This window comes from Nocardia caishijiensis NBRC 108228 (assembly GCF_001612825.1).
Taxonomy (GTDB): Bacteria; Actinomycetota; Actinomycetes; order Mycobacteriales; family Mycobacteriaceae; genus Nocardia; species Nocardia caishijiensis.
In genome coordinates this window covers 195,461-216,896 of the sequence record NZ_BDBE01000006.1, presented here as the reverse complement: position 1 = coordinate 216,896, position 21,436 = coordinate 195,461, and the positions used below count along the sequence as shown (strand labels likewise).

Genomic DNA, 21,436 nt, shown 5'->3' with positions numbered 1-21,436 from the left:
GGCGGACTCGAGTGGTGCTGTGCGGGTCGGGAGTGCGGTAGGTGGCGGACTCGGGTGGTGCCGTGCGGGTCGGGAGTGCGGTAGGTGGCGGACTCGGGTGGTGCCGTGGGGCTGGAAGTTTGGCAGCTGGCGGGGCTCGAGTGGTGCCGTGGGGCAGGAAATGCGGTAGGCGGCGGGTCCGGTGGTGCCGTGGAGCTGGAAGTTTGGCAGCTGGCGGGGCTCGAGCGGTGCCGTGTGGGCTAGAAATGCGGTAGTGGCGTACTCAAGTGGTGCCGGTCGCCGGGAGTGCGGTAGGCGGCGGGCTCGGTTGGTGCCGTGTGGGCTGGGTGTGCGGTATGTGGCGGGCTCGAGTGGGCCGGGCGGGCTGGGAGTGCCATGGGGGGCGCTCAGGTGGTGCGAAGTTGCTGGGATGCACCGGAGGTTGTTGGGTGCACCGGAGGTCAGGAGTCAGGTGTGCATGGGTCAGATGCGGCGCAGGCCGTTGAGGAAGGGGCAGCCTGCTAGGAGGCGGACGGCCTTGCTCAGGGATTCGATGTCGTCGGCGGGGGCCGAGAAGGGGAGGCGCACATCGTGATCGGCGTCGATGCTCTCGACGCGCAGGGTCATGCCGTAGCGGTCGATCGACAGGGGGTGCACGCGGCCGCCCTGGAGGCTTGCGGGTAGGTGGCGGGCGAGTTGGGCGATGAGGTCGGCGTGGTCCTCGGCCATGTGGGCCAGCCAGGCGCCCTCCATCTCGCAGAACGGGTCGGCGGTGGCGGCGCGCAGGTCGGCGTGGTCGACGGATTCGGCGCCGGAGGTGTCGGCGAGTACGGCCGAATTCACCACCACGCGCAGCAAGGTCGCGCCGTGGCCGACGTCGAGCAGGCCGGGATGCGGGAAGTCCTTGGCGATTTCGACGGCGAGCGCGCGCTGGGCGTGTGGTGGCACCTGCCGCACCCAACCGCGCAACCACACCAGCGCGCGGACGGGTTCGCGCAGCGGCAGGGGTGCGTGGTCGGTGAGTTCGAGCACCGCGGAGGTCTCGTTGGCAGTGGCCGCGAGGGCGGCGGCGAGCGAGTCGGCGGGTACGGCGATCACGGCGTCACCGCAGCGGCGCAGGTGGTGCAGGGTGGTCGGCACGGGGTCGATGCCTGGCAGTGCGAGCACCGCGGTCTCCGCGCGCAGACACGCACTGCGCACGCGCTCGGCAGTGGTGGGCGCGAGAATCGTGGTGGGGCTCGACATGTCAACCTCCGCGACAGTGAATAAGGTAAACCTAAGCTAAGTTACTCGGCGGCTCCGCGCAAGAGGTCCGCCGCCGACACGCCGACAGCGGCCGTCTACCGTGGACGAATGGCGCACGACGACACCACCTCTCCCGGCGAACCCGTGCTGGTCAGCCTGTCGGCCCCGCGCCGCAGCCTCGTCGCGGGCCTGATCCGCCCGCTCGGCAGCACCCCGGCGGGGACCCGTGTCGTCGACATCGACATCCCCGACCCGCGACTGGCCGCCGCCCTGGTCGAGGCCGCCCACGCCGACGCCGGGTTCGTCGCCCGCACCGACAGCGGCCCCCGCGCGCTCGCCGTCGTCGCGGGCACGGTCGCCGCGCTCTGCGGTGAGGACATCCCCACCGCGCTCTCCACCCCCGACCTCGCCTTCCTCACCGCACTGAAACCCGCCGCTATCGAGGCGACCCGTACCGTGCTGCTCGGCATCGAAACCAGTGATGAGCAGGCGGTTCGCGCGGCGGTGTCGGTGCTCGAGTCCTGAGCCGGGGCGCGCCCGCCGCCGGTCCAGCTAATCTTTCTGTGTGCCGCGTATCGCGTATTTCGGGCCATCCGGAACCTTCACCGAGATGGCGCTGGTGCAGTTCGAGAAATCGGGGGCGTTCGACGAACCCGTCGAGCGCGTCGCCGCGCCGAGCCAGGGCGCGGCCCTCGATCTGATCCGCGCGGGCGAGGTGACCGGCGCCGTGGTCCCCATCGAGAGCTCCGTCGAAGGCTCCATCCCCGCCACCCTCGACTCGCTCGCCGTCGGCCCGCGCCTACAGATCGTCGCCGAAACCGAACTCGAGGTCACCTTCTCGATCCTCGCCCGGCCCGGCACCACCCTCGCCGACATACGCACGCTCGCGGCCTACCCGGTGGCGGCCGCGCAGGTGCGCGAGTGGGTGGCCAGGAACATGCCCGCCGCGACGCCGTTCATCTCGGCCTCCAACGCCGCCGCCGCCGAGGACGTGCTGGCAGGCACCGCCGACGCGGCGGTCTCGACCGCCCTGGCCGGTGAACGCCTCGGCCTGGTCACCCTCGCCGACGGTGTGGCCGACCACGAACAGGCCATCACCCGTTTCGTGCTGGTGCGCCGACCCGGCCTCGCCCCGCAGCCCACCGGTGCCGACCGCACCTCCGTCGTCCTCGAACTGCCGAACGAACCCGGTTCGCTGATGCGCGCGTTCGCCGAATTCGCCACGCGGGGTGTGGATCTCACCCGCATCGAATCCCGGCCGACCCGCACCGGGATGGGCACCTACCGCTTCTACCTCGACTGCGTCGGCCACATAGACGACCCGGCCGTCGCCGAGACCTTGAAGGCGCTGCACCGCACCGCCCGGATCCGTTTCCTCGGTTCGTGGCCAGCCTGTTCCGCCGTCGGCACCCCGCCGCCGTCGGACGAACCGGCCGCGCAATGGTTGACGCAACTGCGAAAGGGGGTCGCGGACCTATGACAAACCGCGCGAAACTGATCCTGGTCCGCCACGGAGAGACCGAGGGCAATGTGGCTCGCATCCTCGACACCCAGGTCCCCGGCCTGCCGCTCACCGAACGCGGTGTGGCACAGGCGAAAGCCTTCGGCGACGCGTTGATCCGCCCACCCCGCGTGCTCGTCGCCTCCGAGGCCCTCCGGGCCCGCCAGACCGCGAGCTACATCGAAGCCGCCACCGGGACGACCGCCGAGATCCTCCCCGACCTCTACGAAGTGCAGGTCGGCGAACTCCACGGCCGCTCCGACCGCGACTCCCACGAACTGTTCCAGCGGATCTACCGTGGTTGGCACCACGGCGAACTCGAGACGAGAACCCCCGGCGGGGAATCCGGCCGAGAGGTGCTCGACCGCATCCTCCCGGTGCTCGCCCAGTTGCGCGCGCGATATCTCGAGGGCGATGAAGACGGCGACGTGGTCGTCGTGAACCACGGTGCCGCAATGCGTCTGGTCGGTCGCGAACTGGCCGGCGTCGCACCGCCGTTCACCACCAACAACCACCTCGACAACACCGAGACCATCGAGCTGCTCCCCACCGAGGACGGCGGCTGGGAATGCTTGCGCTGGGGCAGATTCACCCCACCGTTCACGGTGAAGGCCGACCCGACCCCGGACGACCCGATGGGTTAGGCGCCAGGCGCGGTGGCCTTGAATTCCGTTCGGATCGGCAGGGATTCGATCAGGTCGGCCACGGCGGTGCGGAGCCGGGCATTGGTTCCGGTGGCGATGGACGACCACTTCACGCCGTCGTCGGCGACGCTGGCGGTGATGATGAAACGTCCTGCGCGCGTGTTGAACACGGCGATGTGGTTGTCCTGCACCTCGCGGGTGCCGTCGCCGTAGGCGACGCCGACGATCTCGGCGTAGGAGTGGATCTCGACCAGCGCCGAGGCGAGCGTTGCCGCGTCGGTGGCGGGCTTGCCGATTTCGCCGAGCCGCTGGGCGGTGGCGGTGGCATCGCCGGTATCGGCGAAGATCGGGGCGAGCCGCTCGGTCGGCGCGTTCATGCCGTACAGCTCGAGCGCCTCGGTGGTGCCGAGAGCCTGCAGCACCGAGGCGGGCAGATCGAGACCCGCGTCGTCGATGACATAGGAGTCCGGGCCGCGCAGGGCGACGACCGCGCGGTCGTCGCCCTGCGCCAGACAGAAACGGTTCACCTGCCCGGCGACCACCCACCGCAGCGCGATGATCCACTGCGGTCGGTAGAGCACTCGTAAACGCTCGGCGAGTTCGGGTACAACCACGTCACCGAACAGCAATTCCCGTTCGGTGAGCAGCTTTTCGGCTGCCTCCATGGCCGCGTCGTGCGCCGAGACATGGTCGTAGCGGCCGATGGCGTCGAGCACCACGGGCATCTCGTCGAACTGCAGATGCTCGAGCAGGAACTGCATCTCGTCGAGCGAGAGCACCACCGCCTCGAGCAACGACCCGCCGCCGCCCCCGCCGAGCACCGTCACTTGGCCGATCCGCTGAGATCGGCGCCGATCACTCCCTCGGCGATGTAGCGGCCATCGGTGAACGCCTCGTCGGAGCGCCCGTAGTCGTTCGCGTCGTGCTCGTCGTCGTCCTCGCCCTTGGCGCGGTTGCCGAGCAGCGGGTTGGCGGCGGGCTGGGTGTTGCGCACCGGTGCGGCCTCCGAGCGGGCCACAACGGTCTCACCGACCGGTGCGGCCGCCGGGGCGCTCGCCGACGGGGCACCCCAGCCCTCGGGCAGCTTCAGCCCGCTGCCACCGAGCGACGCCCCACCGAGACCGGCCGACGCGGTGGACATGCCGCTCATCGCGGACACACCGGCACCGGCGGCCATCGCCGGGGCGACACCCGCGGCGGCGGGAACGGTCGAGGTGGCCGCCGACAGTGCGGTCGCACCGATATTGCCGACCGTGCCGACACCACCGGACACGACGCTGCCCGCCACGTTCGCGGCCTGGGTGGCGGCGCTGACCACGCCGGGGTTGGACACGAACGCCTGCGCGGCGGCAACGGCGGTCTGCAACGGATCGCCGCCCGCATCGTTCTGGGCGGCGGATCCCGCACCGTTGGCGATCGAGGGCGGCATGGCGAACTCACCGGGCGTGGTGACGGTGGCCGTCGTCGCCGCCTCGTAGGTCTCCATCACCAACGCGGCACGGATGTCCATGGCATGGCGCGCGACCTCGGCGACCTCGAAAGCACCCGACACCACACCGGGCGGGTTGGCCGAGGCGGCGACCGCGGCGTTGGTGGCGGCGATCTCGGGCAGGCTCGGCATCGCGATCGAGGCCACGGTGTAGGCGGTGGCGTTGGCGGCGGCCTTGGCGCTCATCGTCGCCGCCATCACGCTCTGCTGGCCGGTCCAGCTGAGGAACGGGCCGAGCTTGGCGAGTGCGGCGATACCGTTCAAACCCTGCATGCCGACGCCGACTTCGGCCATCACGCGCGTGATGGTGAACGCCGCGTCGCCCCAGGCGGCGGCGATCGTGCCCCACGAGGTGGCCGCGGCCGAGATCGGCACAGCGTGGGCGCCCGCGTTGAGTGTGGTCGAGTTGACTTCGGCCATGCGCGGCAGCCAGAAGACCCCGGTGATCCCTGCGGTCATGCTTGTTTCTCCCCTGGATGAATGATCGTCGTCGGATCGGGTACGGCTACACCTGGATGGCGTTGATCGCGCCTTCGCGGACCATGTCTTCTCCGATGTGGGTGACAAGCTGCGAGCGCAGGGTGGCGGCGGCGTGGTGCAGCTCGAGAATGCCCTGGGCGATGGCGCTGTCGTGGGTGGCCGCCGCACGGTTGAAGTGTCCGGCCGCCAGCAGCGAGACCTCCTCGGCGCCCGAGGGCAGCACATGAGTGGTCGGCCCGGCGAGGGCTGCTGCCGCGGCGAGGCGCTCGGCCAGCAGATCCAGCTCGGCGGCCGCGGCGAAAACGATTTCCGGTGTGACGAGAACGTGTCCAACCATGACCCGACTCCTTCTAGTGGCGACTAACGGGAACCACGAGAATTCCCCCTACGAGTGATAGGACGCGAGAGCGGGTCGTTCGGTTCCATCGATTTCCCCACCCACTTCACTAGCCCCATCCCAGCTCATGTAACCGGTCGTCGTCAATCCCGAAATAGTGTGCTATTTCGTGGATCACGGTGATCGCGACCTCCTCGACCACCTCGTCGTCACTGTTACAGATGTCGAGAATAGCCTCTCGGTAGATGGTTACGGTATCGGGAAGCGAACCCGCGTAGTAACTGTCGCGCTCGGTGAGGGCGACGCCGTGGTAGAGGCCGAGCAGCGAGGGCTCCTCGTCGTTGCGTGCCTCCACCAGCACCACGACGTTGTCGATGGCCCCCGTGAGCTCGGGCGGAATGAGGTCGAGCGCGTCGCCGACCAGCTCCTCGAACCGGTCGGGCGACATCCGTTCGGTCATCGTGGTTGTGGCTGTGGGGGCAGCGGCGCGGCGCCGGGCAACGGGGCGGGCGTGGAGCGGCCGGTGTTGGGTGGCGGGACAGGGGCCTGTCCGTCGATCAGGATTTCCCCGCGTGCCGAACCGACGATCGGCGCGAAACCCTCACGGTCGGCGCCCTTTCCGAGCCAGCAGTCGAGTTGACGGCTGCCCGCGAGCCAACTGGTCGGTTCCAGATAGTCGAAGAACAACGTGAGCGTCTTGTTGCGGATCGCGTCGGGACTGCCGAGGTATTCGGTGGACAACCGATTGCACTCGGACTCGACGAACTTGTCCTGATCGGCCTCCGAGGGTGGGCCGCCGGTGAAGTTCTTCCCCAGATCGACGGTGCCGACGATCTCGACCGCGTGCGGTTGCGCGCAGTCGACCGGATCGGTCGGCAGGTTCTGGTTGATGCCGAGGCAGGTGCCAAGGGCGTGCACCTTCGACTGGTCGCCCTCGGTCGCCGTGCCGGTCGAGGCCGGACTGGTCGACGTGGCCGCCACCTGCAGCCCGCAGCGCAGCGTGCGGTCGCCGTGCTGCCAGCCCGCCGGGCTCGGCGACATCACGTTCACGGTGTACTTGCCGCGCGGATCGAACCGGCCGCCGAGGTAGCGCTGGACCGCGGGCACGCAGTGCTCGTCGCGCAGCTCGGTCATCCGCAGCGAATCCGGGTGCCGGGTGCCGTCGCCGAACTCCCGGCCTGGGTAGGCCTTCAGGTCGACGACACCCGCCACCTCGAACAGGTGCTGGTCGGCGCAGTTCACCTTCACCAGGTCGCTGCGGTCCGCTTTGCTCCAGGTCAGGCAGTCGCCCTCGTTGGCGCTGCTGAACTCCTTGTCCCTGACCACGGGCGCCGCGCCGGGCTGGTGTGCCTCGACCTTGTCGGATTCGAAACCGGTCACCGTCATCGTGACCAGGGCCGCGAGCACCGCGCCGAGCGCGCCGATCAGCAGTCCCCACCGCAGTTTCGTCGCCGACAGATGCAGCGGACCGGCGCCGCGTTCAGCGGTTTTCTCGGCCGGGTCGCTCTGGTGATCGGACACGACGGCGATTGTATGGGAGCCGATCGGCGCGGCGGGTGGCCTCAGCCGCGCAGCGCCGAGGCGAAGATGCCAGGCAGCCTGCGCAGCTTGCCGTCACCGTAGAAGCCGGTGAGTTTGCGACCGATGCTCGCCGCGGTCTTGTTGCTGACGAACCACGGCGGCTTCGGGGTGGTGGCGAATTCGCCCGCGAACAGTGATCGCGGGGCGGGTCGGAACGGTCCACGCACGACGGTCCGCTCCACGTCGTCGAGCAGGAAGGCGTTGTGGACGACACCGATGCCGCTCTGGATGTCGTCGATGGTGTGGCCGGGGAACGCGCCCCAGCTCGCGCGTGGCGTCAGGAACGCAAGACCGGTCCAGGAGTTGATCGCGACGGTGCCGTAGCGCAGGTTCGCCACGGCCGTGTCGAAGGCGTCGCCGAGCTCGGCGATGGTCGCCGGGTGGGCGAGCAGGTTGGCGCCGAGCGTGCCCATCAGTTCGTCGTTGGCGAAATCCACCGCCTTGTCGAGGAACTCCGCACCCGTTCCTGGCAGTTCGACGACGCCGAGGACGGGGGAGAAGTACTCGGTGCGCAGCAGCGGTGTGCCGGTCAGCGGCAGGTTCTCGACGAGCACGCGGCCGTTGGCCCGCCCGGCGTCGGGATAGCTGGTGAGCGCGCCCTCGACCCGGTTGTCGCTGCCGGGGTAGTAGGCGGGGCGGACGGGCGCGTTGTCGATGGCGGCGCGCAGTTCGGTGAGGAACTGCTCCTTCTGGTCCCAGTCGGCGCTGAGGACGACCGTCTGCGCGGCCACACAGTTGTAGCCACCGTTGTGCAGGCGCATGGTCGCCACGTGCTCGGCCTGGAACTTCAGGTCCGCGGCACTCCACTTCCCCGGCACGATGACACAGGGCGCGACACCGCCGAGTTCGCTGGTGATCGGCTTGCCGAGCGCGGGCTCACCCGCCTGCTTGCGGCGCTGCGCCTCCTCGCCGACACCCCAGACGATCGCGTCGTGGGTCGGCGCGCCACCGGTCATGTGGACGTGGTCGACCTTCGGGTGGTTCACCAGGTACCCGCCCTCGGGCGCGCCACCGGTGAGGATGCGTACCACACCGAGTTCGATGAACGGGGCGAACACCGCCTGGAACACGGGCAGCAGTGGGTCGGTGATCGGGTTGAGCTTGAGCGCGACCACCCGGTTGTTGGCGTAGAGCTCGTAGAGGGTGTCCAGCGGCGCGATGGACATGATGTTGCCCGCGCCGAGCACCGCGCCGACCCCGTTGGTCTGCGCGGGATCACGCTGGGCGAGCCCGGCTTTGCGCCGCGCGGTGGCGGCGTCGACGCCGGGACGTAACCAGACTTCGGCGCTGAACCCGTTGAGCAGCAGCCAGTCGTAGAAGCCGTGCGGCAGCGCGGGCACGCTCACCCGGCCACCGGGCGCGGTGCCGAGGTCGACACCGTCGATCGGGCTCGCGCCCTGCTCGAGCGCCGCCATCGACTCGCTGAGGGCCTTGGCGCCCGCCAGCAGCGTCATCGGGCCCGACATCCACTCCTCGCCGAGCAGGGGGCTGTCGGCGTCGAGCTGCTTGATGGTCCTGGCGGCGGCCACCCACGACTCGGCGTCGCGGGCGGTGAGCGCGTGCAGCTCGTCGAGCAGTTCGCGGCGGCGGCGCAGATCGGTCGCGGCCCAGGTTTTCGCCCCCTCGGTGAGATCGTCGAGCGCGGTATCGATGACGGCGGTGTCGAAAGTGGTACTCACCCCGCAACTATGCCCCGGCCCGGGCGAGTTGGCATAGGCCGAAATTCTGAGGATCGCGTAAACAACTAGGCTGTTTTCTCATGATCGACCTCCGATTCCTGCGCGAGAACCCGGAAGCCGTCCGTGCCTCGCAGCGGGCCCGCGGTGAGGACCCCGCGCTCGTCGACGCCCTGCTCGAAGCCGACGCCGCCCGCCGCGCCGCCGTCGCCACCGCCGACTCCCTGCGTGCCGAGCACAAGGCCATGGGCAAGGTGATCGGCAAGGCGAGCAAGGAGGAGCGCCCCGCGCTGCTGGCCGCCGCCACCGACATGTCGGCGAAGGTCAAAGAGGCCGAGCACGCCCAGAGCGCGGCCGACGCCGACCTCGACGCCGCGCATCGCGCCATCTCCAACGTGGTCCAGGAGGGTGCGCCCGCGGGCGGCGAGGACGACTACATCGTTCTCGAGACCGTCGGTACCCCACGGGAGTTCGACTTCGAGCCGAAGGATCATCTCGAGCTGGGCGAGTCGCTCGGCCTGCTCGACATGGAGCGCGGTGCCAAGGTGTCGGGCTCGCGGTTCTACTTCCTCACCGGGCACGGCGCCCTGCTGCAGCTCGGTCTGCTGCAGTTGGCCGCGCAGCGGGCGGTCGCCAACGGTTTCACCATGATGATCCCGCCGGTGCTGGTTCGCCCGGAGATCATGGCGGGCACCGGCTTCCTCGGTCAGCATTCGGACGAGGTCTATCACCTCGCCGACGACGACCTGTACCTGGTCGGTACCTCGGAGGTGCCGCTGGCCGGTTACCACGCCGACGAGATCCTCGACCTGAGCGCGGGCCCGAAGCGGTACGCGGGCTGGTCGTCGTGCTTCCGTCGCGAGGCGGGCAGCTACGGCAAGGACACCCGGGGCATCATCCGGGTGCACCAGTTCGACAAGGTGGAGATGTTCGTCTACACCACGCCGGAGCAGGCCTCGGCCGAGCATCAGCGCCTGCTGGCCTGGGAGCGCGAGATGCTCGCCGCGATCGACGTGCCCTACCGGGTGATCGACGTGGCCGCGGGCGATCTCGGCAGCTCGGCCGCCCGCAAGTTCGACTGCGAGGCGTGGGTGCCAACCCAGCAGACCTACCGCGAACTCACCTCGACCTCGAACTGCACCACCTTCCAGGCGCGCAGGCTTTCGGTGCGCTACCGCGACGAGAACGGCAAAGCCCAGGTCGCGGCCACCTTGAACGGCACGCTGGCGACCACCCGCTGGATCGTGGCGATCCTGGAGAACCACCAGCAGGCCGACGGTTCGGTCCGGGTGCCCGAGGCACTCGTCCCCTTCGTCGGCACCGACGTTTTGACACCGTAGAGTTTTCCACTGTTTGCTGGTAGAGCATTTGTGTGATGTGGCAAACATCGGAACCGAACAACATCTAGGCTGGTGCTCGTGCGAGGAATCGGGGCGCGCGGCGATACCCGAACCCGGGTGCGGGCGGCATCGGCGTTGGCGACGGCAAAAGTCATGGCCAGGACAACGGGGGCGTTCTACGTTCTCGGCGGTGTCCTCGGCCTGACCATCACTGCCGTCGCACCGGGCGACGACGGTAACCGGGTGCTGGTCGGCACCGCCGCCGCGGTCGCGTTGCTGCTCGGCCTGACGCTGCTGGCCTGGGGCCCGCGCATGCCGCACGCGCTGCACCACCTCTACCTGGCGACCGCGACCGTGCTGGTCACCATCGCCGTGCATTCGTTCCCGAACCTCGTCGGCGGTATCACGCTCGCGTCGTTCTACGTCTTCATCGCCTGCGACGCGGCCCTGTTCTTCGCCTGGCCGCAGGCCGCCGCGCACATCGGTCTGGCGATGGTGCTGTGTCTGTGGGTGCTGCCCGATCGGGGGCTGCCGTGGTGGTCGGGTCTGATCCCGGCCGGGGTCACCTTCGGGGCCGGGGTGGTGGTCGGCATCCTCACCCGCATGGCGTCCGACGCCGACATCGACGTACTCACCGGCCTGCTCAACCGGCGCGGTTTCGAAAAGCAGCTCAACCCGGCGATCGACGCGGCCGGGCGCGGTGGTCAGGGTCTGTCGCTGGTGCTGGTCGACCTCGACCGCTTCCAGAAGATCAACGACCACCTCGGTCACCGCGCGGGCGACGCCGTGCTGCAGCGCGTGGCCGACACCTGGCTCGACCTGCTCGCCCCCGATCAGGTGCTGGCCCGCTTCGGCGGCGACGTGTTCGCCCTGCTGCTGCCCGGCACCACCGAGCAGGCCGCGATCCTGCTCACCGAACAGCTGCGCGCGGCGGTGACGATGGGCTGTTCGGCCGGTGTCACGTCGTGGCAGCCAGGTGAGTCGGGGTCGCTGCTGGTCAGCCGGGCCGATGTCGGCCTGTATCGCGCCAAGCAGGCCGGACGCAACCGCACGGTGCTGGAATCGTCGCGGCAGCTGCCGCTCGCGGTGGAGCTGCGCGAGGCCATCGACAGCGGTGCCCTCGACGTGCACTACCAGCCGATCGTCAGCCTCACCGAGGACGGCGGCCAGGCCGTCGGCGTCGAGGCGCTGCTGCGCTGGTCGTCCAACGCGCAGCCCGAGGTCACCACCGAGGGCCTCATCCGGGTCGCCGAGGAATACGACCTCATCTCCGACCTGGACGAGCTGGTGCTGCGCCGCGCCTGCGCCGACGCGGCCCGCCTGCAGGAGAGCTTCGCCTCCCTCGACCTCACTCTGAACGTGAACGTCTCCGGCCTCGAACTGGCCGAAACCGACTACGCCGAACGGGTCGCCACCATCCTCAACGACACCGGTTGGCCCGCCGACCAGCTCGTGCTCGAGGTGACCGAGAGCGAATTGGCCGCCGAATCCCAGACGGCCATCACCAATCTGCACACCCTGCGCGACCGTGGTGTGCGCATCGCCATCGACGACTTCGGCACCGGCTACTCCTCACTGAGCCGCCTGGCGACGATCCCCAGCGACATCCTCAAGGTCGACCAGTCCTTCGTCGCCGCCATCCGCTCCGATTCCCCCGCACCGCCCCTGTTGGGCGTCATCGCCGCCCTCAGCAAGTCCCTCGACCTCCAGGTGATCGCCGAGGGCGTGGAAACCGAATACCAGGCCGCCGTCCTCACCGAACTCGGCTTCGCCCTGGCCCAGGGCTACCACTACAGCGACTCCCACCCGGTCGCCGACCTCATCAACGACCTCAACACCCCCCACTCCGACGACGACGATTCCCTCGCCGCCAACGGCTGGATTCCGCTCGGCTGATCTGTACATAATTCCTGTACAGTGGCCTCATGAGGCAGATCAGCTACACCGAAGCCCGCGCGACATTGGCGAGTGTGCTGGACGCCGCCACCGATGACCTTGAAGAGGTCGTTGTCACACGCGCGGGGCACGATGCGGCCGTCGTCGTTTCGCTACGGGAGTACGAGGCGCTCAAGGAAACCGCGCATCTACTAGGCACTCCCGCTAATGCACGGCACCTGCAACGCGGGCTGGAAGAGTTCGCGGCAGGTGGCTTCGCTCCGCAGGCGCGCCTCGATGTTCCCGATGGCGATGCAACCGGTGACTCGGCCGGTGTCGCGTGAAGCTGGAGTTCTTCTCCGAAGCCTGGGCGGACTATGTCTGGACAGTCGCCAATGACCGTGCTGCCGCTCGCAAGATCAACCGCCTGTTGGACGACATCGCGGCCAATGGTCAAGCCGACGGGATCGGCAAGCCGGAGCCACTGCTGCACAGTCTTTCGGGCTGGTGGTCGCGCCGGATCACGCAGGAACATCGGTTGGTCTATCGGGTCGACGGCGGTGTGATCCGGATCTTGTCCTGCCGTCATCACTACGAATAACTGCTTGACGGGCGGTTGGCGGTGGCGAACGATGGACGCATGCGGATGCTCATCTACGGCTGTTGACCTTTCTCGCTGTGTAGGCGCCTGACGGCGGCGGTGAGTCGTGCGCCCGGCAGTGTGCGTGGGCTCGGGGTTCGCGCGGTGCTGTTCAAGGGCTCGCGGGATCTGTTGCCCCTCTACGCGCTCTACGGTGTGCTTTTCGCTGATCACGGGCTCGGAACCGCGCAGATCTCGTTGCTGCTCGCACTGTGGTCGGTGACGGCGTTCCTCCTCGAGGTGCCTTCTGGGGCGTGGGCGGACACGGTGTCGCGGCGCGGTCTGCTCGTGTTCAGCGCGGTGCTGCAGGCAGCCGGGTTCACGATCTGGATGATCGCTCCCTCTTTCGCCGGGTTCGCGGTTGGGTTCGTCGTGTGGGGGATCGCCGGTGCGCTGGAATCGGGCACGTTCGAGGCGTTGATCTACGACGACCTGGTGGCGCGAGGGGAAACCGCTCAGTACGCGCGCATCATGGGGTGGGCTCGGGCCGCGCAGGAGACCACCGTTCTCATCGCGATCGTCGCGGCCGCACCGCTTTTCGCGTGGGGCGGGTACGGGTTGGTCGGCTGGGTGAGCGTCGGCGTCGGTGTCGTCCACACCGTCACCGCGCTGGCACTGCCCCGTGCGCCGGTGGCCATTTCGGCCACGGAAGTCGATGCGCTGGACGACGACCCGACGCCACCTCCCGGAGTCACCACCCCACCGGGCGTCGTCGAGGCGGATCGACCGGTACGCGAGCGCTATGTGGCGATGCTCCGGACCGGGATCGCCGAGTCGATGCAGGTGCGGCGAGTGCGTCGCGGTGTGCTGCTCGGCGCACTTCTCTACGGCGTCACCGCTTTCGACGAATACTTCGGCCTGCTCGCCGTTTCCGGCGGCGCCTCGCCCGCCACCTCCGCTTTGCTCGTCGGCGTGACCGTCGCGGGTTCGCTGGCCGGTTCGCTACTGGCGGGCCGCACCGAGTCCGCGCCCGCGCGGCTGATCGGAGTCGCCCTGTTCGTCGCGGGGCTGCTATTCATCGCCGGTGCGTCGGCTGTCGGCGCAGGACTGCTGTGGATCGGATTCCTCGGGATCGCCGTGGCGTACGGAATCGATTTCAATGCCGAGGTCGTCGCGGGTGCGCGCCTGCAGGAGGCGATCGAAGGGCGCGCCCGGGCAACGGTCACTTCGGTGGTCGGTTTGTTGTCGGAGGTGGTGGCGTTGGCGGTCTTCGGTGTCGTCGCCGCTGCTACACAGTGGGTTTCGATGTCTGTGGCGATCGCCGGGTTGGGCGTGGTGTTGTTGGCGGCCGGGTTGGTCGCACCGAGTTGGTTGCCGGGACGAAAGTGATCGTGGGCAACCCGGCCGAGTGCGGATCGTCACCCAGCCGCTGTCGGTCAGCGCATCGGTAGGGTCGAAGCTACGACGGCGGAAAGGGCGGAGTGGTCGGGCGCAACGGTCTCGGAGCGATCTTCGGATTCTGCATCGGCGGCGGTGTCGCGGTGCAGGGCCGGATCAACGGGGCACTCGGAGCCGAACTCGGCGACGGCGTCGCAGCCGCGACGATCAGTTTCGGAATCGGCCTGCTTGCCCTGCTGATCGCCTTCGCGGTCAGCCCGACCCTGCGGTCGGGCCTCGGCTCGGTCCGCACCGCCACAACCGACGGCACCCTGCGCCCCTGGTACCTCCTGGGCGGTGTCTGCGGTGCCTTCTTCGTAGCGAGCCAGGGCCTCACCATCGCCGCCATCGGCGTCACGGCCTTCACGGTCGCGGTCGTCGCGGGTCAGCTCCTCAGCAGCCTCGTCGTCGACCGGGTCGGGCTCGCCCCGAACGGCCGGACCCCCATCACCTGGGTGCGGCTGTCGGCCGCCGGACTCGGCATCATCGGTGTCGTGCTCGCCGCGACCGGCCGCGACGCTCCCGCCTCGGCCGATACCGGAGTCCCTGACTACCTGCTCATCGCCCTACCCGCCCTGGCCGGTGTCGGTCTGGCGTGGCAGCAGGCGGTCAACGGCCGCGTCGGCGCCGTCGGCGGCCCGTTCCCCGCCACGCTCGTCAACTTCACCGTCGGCCTGCTCGCCCTCTGCCTGTTCGACGCCTACACCCTCCTCACGAAGGGCTTGCCCACCGAATTCCCCACCGCCCCCTGGCTCTACCTCGGCGGCCTGATCGGCGTCGCCTTCATCGCCCTCGCCGCGATCACCGTCGGCATGACCGGCGTCCTCCTGCTCGGCCTCACCTCGGTGGCAGGCCAACTCGTCACCGCCCTGATCCTCGACACCGCCGACGGCCGCCTCGCCCCCTCCGCTCTGCTGAGCTGCACCATCGTCCTGATCGCGGTGGTCACGGCGAGCCGGGCCGCGCCGTCGGACCCGGGTGAACCGCGGGTCGACCGGCACAGGTAGTCGATCGCGTGCCGAGCACCTCGTCGACGGATCGGCGGAATGTTAGGTTGCTCGCGAGCGAGCATGCCGACAGACGGCGCGCTCACCCGCGTCGGCGGGTTCGAGTTGGGGGAGTCGTGCAGTGATCGAGCCGTTGTCGCCGACCGAATCGCCGGTGATCGGCCGTTACCGGGTGTGCGGCGTGCTCGGATCGGGCGGGATGGGCCGGGTGGTGCTGGCGACCGGTCCGGACGGACGGTTCGTCGCCATCAAGCAGATCCGCGCTCACCTGCTCGACAACCGCGAGTTCCGCGCCCGCTTCGAGCGCGAAGTCGCCATCTCGGCGCGCGTGTCGGGTGCCTTCACCGCCGCCGTGGTCGACTTCGACATCACCGGCGAATCACCGTGGCTCGCTTCGGTATTCATTCCCGGCGTGCCCTTGGACAAGGCCGTCCGTGAACTGGGACCCCTGCCGGTTCCGGCGCTGCGCACCCTCGCCTCCGGCCTCGCCTCGGCGCTGCACTCCATCCACAGCGCGGGCCTGGTACACCGGGATCTCAAGCCCGCCAACGTCATTCTCGCCGCCGACGGCCCCCGCGTGATCGACTTCGGCATCGCCCAGGCGACCGGAACCGGCGCCGCGCTCACCGAGGTCGGCGCGGTGGTCGGCTCACCCGCGTACATGTCGCCGGAGCAGGCGATGAGTGAACCGGTGACCTCGGCCGGCGACGTGTTCTCCCTCGGCTCGATGCTGTGCATGGCGGCTACCGGCAAGAGCCCGTTCGCGGCGTCTTCCACGGCGTACGCCCTGTTCAACATCGTGCACAGCGAACCGCAGCTCGAGAATGTGCCGGGCGAGCTGCGTGAGCTGATCGCCGGTTGCCTGCGCAAGGATCCGAAGTCGCGGCCGACGCCCGCTCAGATCGTGGACTACCTCGGCGCCCTGCCGGTGCGGGCGGAGCCGTGGCCCGCCCCGGTCCACGCCCAGATCGCCGAACAAACCGCGAACCTCCTCGCGTTGACCTCGGATCCCGAAGTAACACAGATCATTCCGGCGAACACGCCGGTCGTCGCGCCACCCGATCCGCCCGCCCGCCGCCGCCGTCCGATCCTGCTCGGTGTCGGAGTGGTTGCCACGGCACTGATCGTCGCCGTGGCTGCCGCCATCGTCCTTCGATCCGGCGACGAGATCACATCGGCACAGACTCCGACTCCAGTCGGGGCCCCGACGAAATCGATTCCGCCACTGCCCGACTTGCGTGGCGTCGACACCTGCGCGTGGGTGACACGAGCTCTCGGAGCGACCCTCCCCGACACAGCCGCCGCCAAGGCGGCGACAACGGTCGCCGACTGGCGCTGGTTGCCGACCGCGAGTTGGGGTTGCGACGGCAGTTCGGGCGGCGCCCGACTCGCGGTCGAAATGGGCGCGGCGCTGGACGGTTTCGGCACGACCATCCGAGTTGCCAACGGGTACGGCGTGGCTCGACGGGCCGAGGACTGCGCCTTCGGTGTCGAAGGCGGGGCCGAGGGTCAGCGCTGGGGCATCGTCGTAGACACGTTCACCCGCACCGATTGTGCGCTGGCCGACCACGCCGTCGATCGGCTCACCGCCGCACTCGACACCCTGCCCGCCGACCCGATCGCAGGAGGGTCACTGTCGTCGGTGGATCCCTGTGCCCTGCTCCACGACCCCTCGCTCGGTCGCGCCGTCGCGAAATCGGCCCACACGTGCGAGTGGCCGGGCGAGACCACCGTCCGGATCTCGCTGTCGCAACCACGTCAGCGGGTGGTGGGGGAGAAGACCGTGGACCTCGGTGACGGTGTGGTCGTGGAGGAAGGCGGTGTCGGCATGATCGGGCAGACCGAATGCCGTCGCGTGTATCTGTTCCGCAAGCTCGGTGAAACCTATCGCGAGGACATGGAAGTGCTGGTCAGCAATGCCGAGGAGAGCGCCGACGAGTTGTGTGTGGTGGCCGACCCGCTGGTGAAACGGGCGGTCGCCAGGCTGCCCGCGAGGTAGCGGCGGCAAATCGACGGGTGATAGCTTCACCGCAGAGTCCGGAGGGGGTGACCGTGCGTTATCGGTGGGGTGCGGCGCTGTTGTCGGTGTGCTTGTTCGCCGCCGTTGCTTGCGGTGACGAGGGACCAGATCACGGCGAATACGCGCTGGTCGCGGAGCCCGGCGACTACGACGAGGGGCCCAACCGGGTACGCGGGACGCTGGTCGAATCCCTGCGGTTGGGCGAGCGGGTGATCTTCGCCGACCGGATCGACCCCGAACTGACCGAGGGCAACGGCGGCGGCCCCGTGGTCGGTGTCCGTGGCGTCGACGACCTGCTGTCGGGGGCGCAGCGCGCCGCCCTCGAACCGTTCGACGTGCTCGCCGGGTTCGGCGCCATCGGCGGCAACGGCCTCGACGACAACGAGTCGAAGAACAAATTCCTGTCCATCACCGTGCTGTCGCTGCCCGGCGAAGCCGAGGCCACCTCGGCCGCACAGGCGATGGCCGCGGCCGATTTCGCCGCCACGCCGGACAACGCCCCGATCGCTCTCCCCGAATACCCTGCGGCGCTGACGCATTGGCGTCCCGGTGTACCGACGGTCGGTAGCTGGTCGGTGTGGAAGAACCTGGTGGTCCGGATCTTCGCGAAGATCGTCGAACCGAACTCCGACCAACTGGCCGACCTGCTCACCCGCACCTATCGAGCCCAACTGGCCGAACTCGAAACCTTCACGCCGACAGCGGCCGCCGAAGTGCCCGGTCTGAAACTCGACCCGGACAGCCTGCTGCCACGTGTGGTGAAAACCGACGACTACTGGCCCGACCGCTGGAATTTCACCGTGTTCGGTCCGCATTCGTTCGCGTTGCTGAACGAGCAACCCAGCGCCCGTCTGCGCGAACTCGAGACCAACCGGGTCGACGCGATCGCGGTCTCGTACAACAAATTCCTGTATCGCACCGCCGACAGCGCGACCGCCGAAGCGTTCGCCGAGGTGGAGCGACAGCGCATGCTGTCCACCCGGTACGACGAGACATCCGGGGTGGCCGACCTGTCGGGCGTCTCCTGTTTTCGCGCGACCCGACCCGCACCCGAGTCCGTCCCGGCACGCCGGTTCGCCTGCCTGGTGCGCCACGCCCAGTTCGTCGTGCTCATCCACGGCAACCAGGAAATCGAGACCCGTCGCCAAGCCGTGGCCCAGTACGCCCTGCTGGGTGGGACGTGGTGAGTGAGATGCGGATGCAGCCACTGAGTCCCCGAGACCCGATTCGACTGGGACGTTACCGACTTCTCTCGGTGCTCGGCCGGGGCGGCATGGGTCAGGTGCTGCTCGGTCAGGCACCGGACGGTCGGCTGGTCGCGGTGAAACAGATCCATCAGCAGTTCACGGGTAGCCCGGAGTTCCGGGCCAGGTTCCGACGGGAGGTGTCGGCTTCCCAGCAGGTCACCGGCGCCTACACGGCGGGCGTGCTCGACCACGACGCCGACTCCGAAACACCTTGGCTAGCCTCGGAGTACATCGCGGGCCCGGCACTGCAGGACATGATCATCGAGTTCGGTCCGCTCCCGGTGAGCGGCCTGAAACTGCTGACCACCGGCCTGGCGATGGCTCTGCTGGAGATCCACCGCACCGGTCTCGTGCACCGCGATCTGACGCCGAGCAATGTCCTGCTCACCAACGAGGGCCCGCGGGTGATCGACTTCGGCATCGCCCGCGCCGTCGAGGACGACGCCACCCTCACCGCCACCGGCGCGGTGATCGGCTCGCCTGCCTATATGTCTCCGGAACAGGCCGAATGCCAGCCACTCACCACGGCTTCCGACGTGTTCGCCGTCGGTGCGATCCTGGCCATGGCGGCCACCGGATCGAGTCCTTTCGCCGCGGTCGCCACTCCGCAGGTCCTCTACAACGTCCTCTACAGCACACCGGACACCACCGGTGTTCCCGCACCCGTCCGCCCGTTGGTCGATGCGTGTCTGGCCAAGAACCCGGCCGAGCGGCCGACGCCGGAACAACTGCTCGACGCGGCCGACCGCATCGAGGCCGAACCCGTGTGGCCGGTGCGCATCCGCCGCCGGATCGCCGAGTGCCAGACGGAGGCGGCGGCCTGGGCGAACGGAACCGCGTCGGCGGCGCCCGTCGAGACATCCGATCCCGATCGCAAGCTCGTTCGTCTCGCGCTGGCGGCCGGAGTCGTGGCGGCGCTGGTGCTCGGCTGTATCGCACTGGTCGGCATCGGTCGGGACGGCACCGCGATCGCCATGGACGACCCGCCACTGGCGCTGACCGACGACGAGACGAGGCGCCTCGACATCTGCGCGCTGTTGACCCCGCAGGTGATCGGTGAGCTCGGCACTCAGGTCGGCGATTCCGAGGCGTACCTCAGCTCCGACTGCCGAACCGACTACCGCGACGCCACCGGTCGCACCGTCGGCATCTCGCTCGAAACAGGTGTGCCGCCCGACGACAGCGATCAGCCACTCGGTCCGACCATCAACTGGATGCCGGTGCTCGGGCGTTACCGGCAGGCGGCTCTGTGTCAACGGTCCGTGCGGACCCAGAGCGGGCTGCCGATGGTTTTGAGCGTGTCCGCTACCTTGCCCGGCGGCGACGGCTGCCCGGTCGCCGAGCGCGCGCTCGCCGCGATCGTGCGGCGGCTGTCTGTCAATCCTCCACTGCGCGATTACGAAGCCAACTCGATTCTGCTGCTCGACCCGTGCGCCTTCTTCGATGTCACCGCTGTCCGTTCCGCCGTGGGTGACCCGGTCCGGTCCCGCACACCGCACGGTTGCGCGCTCACCGGCCGGGACGGCTACTTCTCGCTCGATTTCACCGAGTGGATCAGGCCGGACGACGTGCGAAGCGGCAAGGTTCGCCCGACCAGGACGATCGCCGACCGCACCGTCCATGTCGAACGCAACGATGCCGACGCCTGCGAATTCCAGGTGATGACCAAACCGATCAGTGACGAACGCGCCGAGCAGATCCAGGCCAGGTTCGTCCGCAGGGTTTCCGCGCCAACCGTCGCGTGCGCTGTGGCCACCACTCTGCTCGAACCGATTCTCGAGCAGTTGCCTCCCTCCTGACGCCGCGCTCCCATTTCTGCGGCTGGCCGTGGAGAAACTGTCGCGGCGGTGAGGTGGGAGGGGATACTCGGGCGGGGGTCGTCGACGGAAGGGTCGGGATGGAGCAGCTCGGGGTTGCGGTGGTCGGGTTCGGGTTGGCCGGGGCGGTGTTTCACGCACCGTTGATCGCGGCGGAGCCGAGGATGCGGGTGGCGGCGGTGGTGACGTCGTCGGCGGAGCGGGCGGCGCAGGCGCGGGCGCGGCATCCGGGGGTGCGGGTGTGGGAGAGCGCGGAGGAGATGTTCGCCGAGGCCGACGACGTTGATCTGGCGGTGATCGCGACACCGAACCGGACGCATGCGGAGCTGGCGGTGAAGGCGTTGGGCGCGGGGTTGCCGGTGGTGGTCGACAAACCGTTCGCGGTGAAGTCGGCCGATGCCGACGAGGTGGTGTCGATGGCCGAGCGGGCGGGGCTGCCGCTGGGCGTTTTCCAGAATCGGCGCTGGGACAACGACTTCCTGACTGTGAAGTCGCTGATGGACGGCGGCGAGTTCGGTGAGGTCCGCCGGTTCGAATCGCGGTTCGAGCGGTGGCGGCCGGTGTCTAAGGGCGGCTGGCGCGAGGTCGGGTCCGCCGAGGACGGCGCGGGCATCCTGTTCGATCTGGGTAGTCACCTGGTGGATCAGGCGCTCGCCCTGTTCGGCCCGGTCACCGAGGTGTATGCCGAACTCGACCAGCGGCGTCCCGATGTGCGGGCCGACGACGACGCCTTCATCGCCCTCACCCATGCCTGCGGCGTCCGGTCACACCTGTGGATGAGTGCCGTCGCACCCCAACTCGGCCCGCGCATGCGGGTACTCGGTTCGACCAACGGCTACACCGTCCACGGCCTCGATCCCCAGGAAGACGCCCTGCGCGCCGGACGCCGACCCGACGACGGAAAGCCCTGGGGCACCGTCACTCCCGACAAGTGGGGCACCTTCGGCGCGGGCGACGACCTGCGGACAGTCCCGACGCTGCCCGGCGACTACCCGGCCTTCTACGCCGACATGGCCGCCGCCCTGCTCGACGACGCCCCGGTCCCGGTCGACCCGCGCGACGCGGTGGAAACCCTGCGCATCCTCGAATACGCCCGCCACGTCGCCACCCCACCCGAGGACGACTGATCCCACCCGAACCCCTGCCCGTCCGGCAAGCCGACGGCCGGTCTGCGGCGGGGG

Annotated in this window: 20 protein-coding genes; 13 read left to right on the top strand and 7 right to left on the bottom strand. The window is 69.2% G+C overall.

Going from position 1 to position 21,436, the window contains the following annotated elements; translation table 11 throughout:
• Positions 1–462 precede the first annotated feature (462 nt).
• Positions 463–1,224, bottom strand: coding sequence for a DUF2470 domain-containing protein (locus NC7_RS01675; RefSeq protein WP_067977902.1), 762 nt, complete (start codon positions 1,222–1,224; stop codon positions 463–465).
• 108 nt (positions 1,225–1,332) lie between these two features.
• Here NC7_RS01675 and NC7_RS01670 point away from each other — a divergent pair, with 108 nt between their 5' ends.
• From NC7_RS01670 to NC7_RS01660, 3 genes are read left to right on the top strand one after another with little or no spacing between them, the layout of a single operon-like run.
• Positions 1,333–1,749, top strand: coding sequence for a hypothetical protein (locus NC7_RS01670; protein WP_067977900.1), 417 nt, complete (start codon positions 1,333–1,335; stop codon positions 1,747–1,749).
• 40 nt (positions 1,750–1,789) lie between these two features.
• A complete protein-coding gene (pheA, locus tag NC7_RS01665) occupies positions 1,790–2,704 on the top strand; it encodes a prephenate dehydratase (RefSeq protein WP_067977899.1) in 915 nt (304 codons plus the stop codon).
• On the top strand, positions 2,701–3,369 hold the full coding sequence (locus NC7_RS01660) for a histidine phosphatase family protein (protein WP_067977897.1): 669 nt from the start codon (positions 2,701–2,703) through the stop codon (positions 3,367–3,369). Before pheA ends, NC7_RS01660 begins: the two co-directional genes overlap by 4 nt.
• Here NC7_RS01660 and NC7_RS01655 read toward each other — a convergent pair.
• From NC7_RS01655 to NC7_RS01630, 6 genes are all read right to left on the bottom strand, one after another.
• A complete protein-coding gene (locus NC7_RS01655) occupies positions 3,366–4,196 on the bottom strand; it encodes an ESX secretion-associated protein EspG (protein ID WP_067977895.1) in 831 nt (276 codons plus the stop codon). The two genes, NC7_RS01660 and NC7_RS01655, sit on opposite strands and share 4 nt — an antisense overlap.
• Positions 4,193–5,317: a PPE domain-containing protein gene (locus NC7_RS01650; protein ID WP_067977893.1), complete on the bottom strand. Its 1,125-nt coding sequence runs from the start codon at positions 5,315–5,317 to the stop codon at positions 4,193–4,195. The genes NC7_RS01655 and NC7_RS01650 overlap by 4 nt, the downstream gene beginning before the upstream one ends.
• Before the next feature lie 46 nt (positions 5,318–5,363).
• Complete coding sequence (locus NC7_RS01645; RefSeq protein ID WP_067977891.1) at positions 5,364–5,675, bottom strand: PE family protein; 312 nt, start codon at positions 5,673–5,675, stop codon at positions 5,364–5,366.
• 109 nt (positions 5,676–5,784) lie between these two features.
• Positions 5,785–6,135 carry a metallopeptidase family protein gene (locus NC7_RS01640; protein WP_067977889.1) on the bottom strand — a complete coding sequence of 117 codons (351 nt, stop codon included), beginning with the start codon at positions 6,133–6,135 and terminating at the stop codon, positions 5,785–5,787.
• A complete protein-coding gene (locus NC7_RS01635) occupies positions 6,132–7,196 on the bottom strand; it encodes a septum formation family protein (RefSeq protein WP_067977888.1) in 1,065 nt (354 codons plus the stop codon). The genes NC7_RS01640 and NC7_RS01635 overlap by 4 nt, the downstream gene beginning before the upstream one ends.
• A gap of 41 nt (positions 7,197–7,237) precedes the next feature.
• Positions 7,238–8,935 (bottom strand): aldehyde dehydrogenase family protein, encoded by a 1,698-nt coding sequence (locus NC7_RS01630; RefSeq protein WP_067977886.1) that lies wholly within the window; start codon positions 8,933–8,935, stop codon positions 7,238–7,240.
• Positions 8,936–9,015: 80 nt separating this feature from the next.
• Between NC7_RS01630 and serS the strand changes: the two genes are divergently transcribed.
• The 10 genes from serS to NC7_RS01580 all read left to right on the top strand — a co-directional run bounded on the left by serS (position 9,016) and on the right by NC7_RS01580 (position 21,382).
• Positions 9,016–10,272, top strand: a complete 1,257-nt coding sequence (gene serS, locus NC7_RS01625) for a serine--tRNA ligase (RefSeq protein WP_067977884.1) — start codon at positions 9,016–9,018, stop codon at positions 10,270–10,272.
• 78 nt (positions 10,273–10,350) lie between these two features.
• Positions 10,351–12,168, top strand: coding sequence for a putative bifunctional diguanylate cyclase/phosphodiesterase (locus NC7_RS01620; RefSeq protein ID WP_236573180.1), 1,818 nt, complete (start codon positions 10,351–10,353; stop codon positions 12,166–12,168).
• A gap of 29 nt (positions 12,169–12,197) precedes the next feature.
• Positions 12,198–12,491, top strand: coding sequence for a type II toxin-antitoxin system Phd/YefM family antitoxin (locus NC7_RS01615; RefSeq protein ID WP_067495328.1), 294 nt, complete (start codon positions 12,198–12,200; stop codon positions 12,489–12,491).
• A complete protein-coding gene (locus tag NC7_RS01610) occupies positions 12,488–12,748 on the top strand; it encodes a Txe/YoeB family addiction module toxin (RefSeq protein WP_067977881.1) in 261 nt (86 codons plus the stop codon). The genes NC7_RS01615 and NC7_RS01610 overlap by 4 nt, the downstream gene beginning before the upstream one ends.
• A 99-nt stretch (positions 12,749–12,847) precedes the next feature.
• Positions 12,848–14,116, top strand: a complete 1,269-nt coding sequence (locus tag NC7_RS01605; RefSeq protein WP_236573181.1) for an MFS transporter — start codon at positions 12,848–12,850, stop codon at positions 14,114–14,116.
• A 92-nt stretch (positions 14,117–14,208) separates the two neighbouring features.
• Positions 14,209–15,171: a DMT family transporter gene (locus NC7_RS01600; RefSeq protein WP_067977877.1), complete on the top strand. Its 963-nt coding sequence runs from the start codon at positions 14,209–14,211 to the stop codon at positions 15,169–15,171.
• A gap of 121 nt (positions 15,172–15,292) precedes the next feature.
• Entirely contained in the window at positions 15,293–17,170 is a 1,878-nt protein-coding gene (locus NC7_RS01595; protein ID WP_067977876.1) for a serine/threonine-protein kinase, read from the top strand.
• A 47-nt stretch (positions 17,171–17,217) separates the two neighbouring features.
• Positions 17,218–18,378: a DUF7373 family lipoprotein gene (locus NC7_RS01590; RefSeq protein ID WP_067977874.1), complete on the top strand. Its 1,161-nt coding sequence runs from the start codon at positions 17,218–17,220 to the stop codon at positions 18,376–18,378.
• A 5-nt stretch (positions 18,379–18,383) separates the two neighbouring features.
• Positions 18,384–20,237, top strand: a complete 1,854-nt coding sequence (locus NC7_RS01585; RefSeq protein WP_236573231.1) for a serine/threonine-protein kinase — start codon at positions 18,384–18,386, stop codon at positions 20,235–20,237.
• A 98-nt stretch (positions 20,238–20,335) separates the two neighbouring features.
• Positions 20,336–21,382, top strand: coding sequence for a Gfo/Idh/MocA family protein (locus NC7_RS01580; protein WP_067977870.1), 1,047 nt, complete (start codon positions 20,336–20,338; stop codon positions 21,380–21,382).
• Positions 21,383–21,436 lie beyond the last annotated feature (54 nt).

Coding starts and splice junctions, on each gene's coding strand:
- NC7_RS01675 (WP_067977902.1), bottom strand. CDS start 1,224: ATGTCGAGCCCCACCACGATTCTCGCGCCCACCACTGCCGAGCGCGTG.
- NC7_RS01670 (WP_067977900.1), top strand. CDS start 1,333: ATGGCGCACGACGACACCACCTCTCCCGGCGAACCCGTGCTGGTCAGC.
- NC7_RS01660 (WP_067977897.1), top strand. CDS start 2,701: ATGACAAACCGCGCGAAACTGATCCTGGTCCGCCACGGAGAGACCGAG.
- NC7_RS01650 (WP_067977893.1), bottom strand. CDS start 5,317: ATGACCGCAGGGATCACCGGGGTCTTCTGGCTGCCGCGCATGGCCGAA.
- NC7_RS01645 (WP_067977891.1), bottom strand. CDS start 5,675: ATGGTTGGACACGTTCTCGTCACACCGGAAATCGTTTTCGCCGCGGCC.
- NC7_RS01640 (WP_067977889.1), bottom strand. CDS start 6,135: ATGACCGAACGGATGTCGCCCGACCGGTTCGAGGAGCTGGTCGGCGAC.
- serS (WP_067977884.1), top strand. CDS start 9,016: ATGATCGACCTCCGATTCCTGCGCGAGAACCCGGAAGCCGTCCGTGCC.
- NC7_RS01615 (WP_067495328.1), top strand. CDS start 12,198: ATGAGGCAGATCAGCTACACCGAAGCCCGCGCGACATTGGCGAGTGTG.
- NC7_RS01585 (WP_236573231.1), top strand. CDS start 18,384: ATGCGGATGCAGCCACTGAGTCCCCGAGACCCGATTCGACTGGGACGT.
- NC7_RS01580 (WP_067977870.1), top strand. CDS start 20,336: ATGGAGCAGCTCGGGGTTGCGGTGGTCGGGTTCGGGTTGGCCGGGGCG.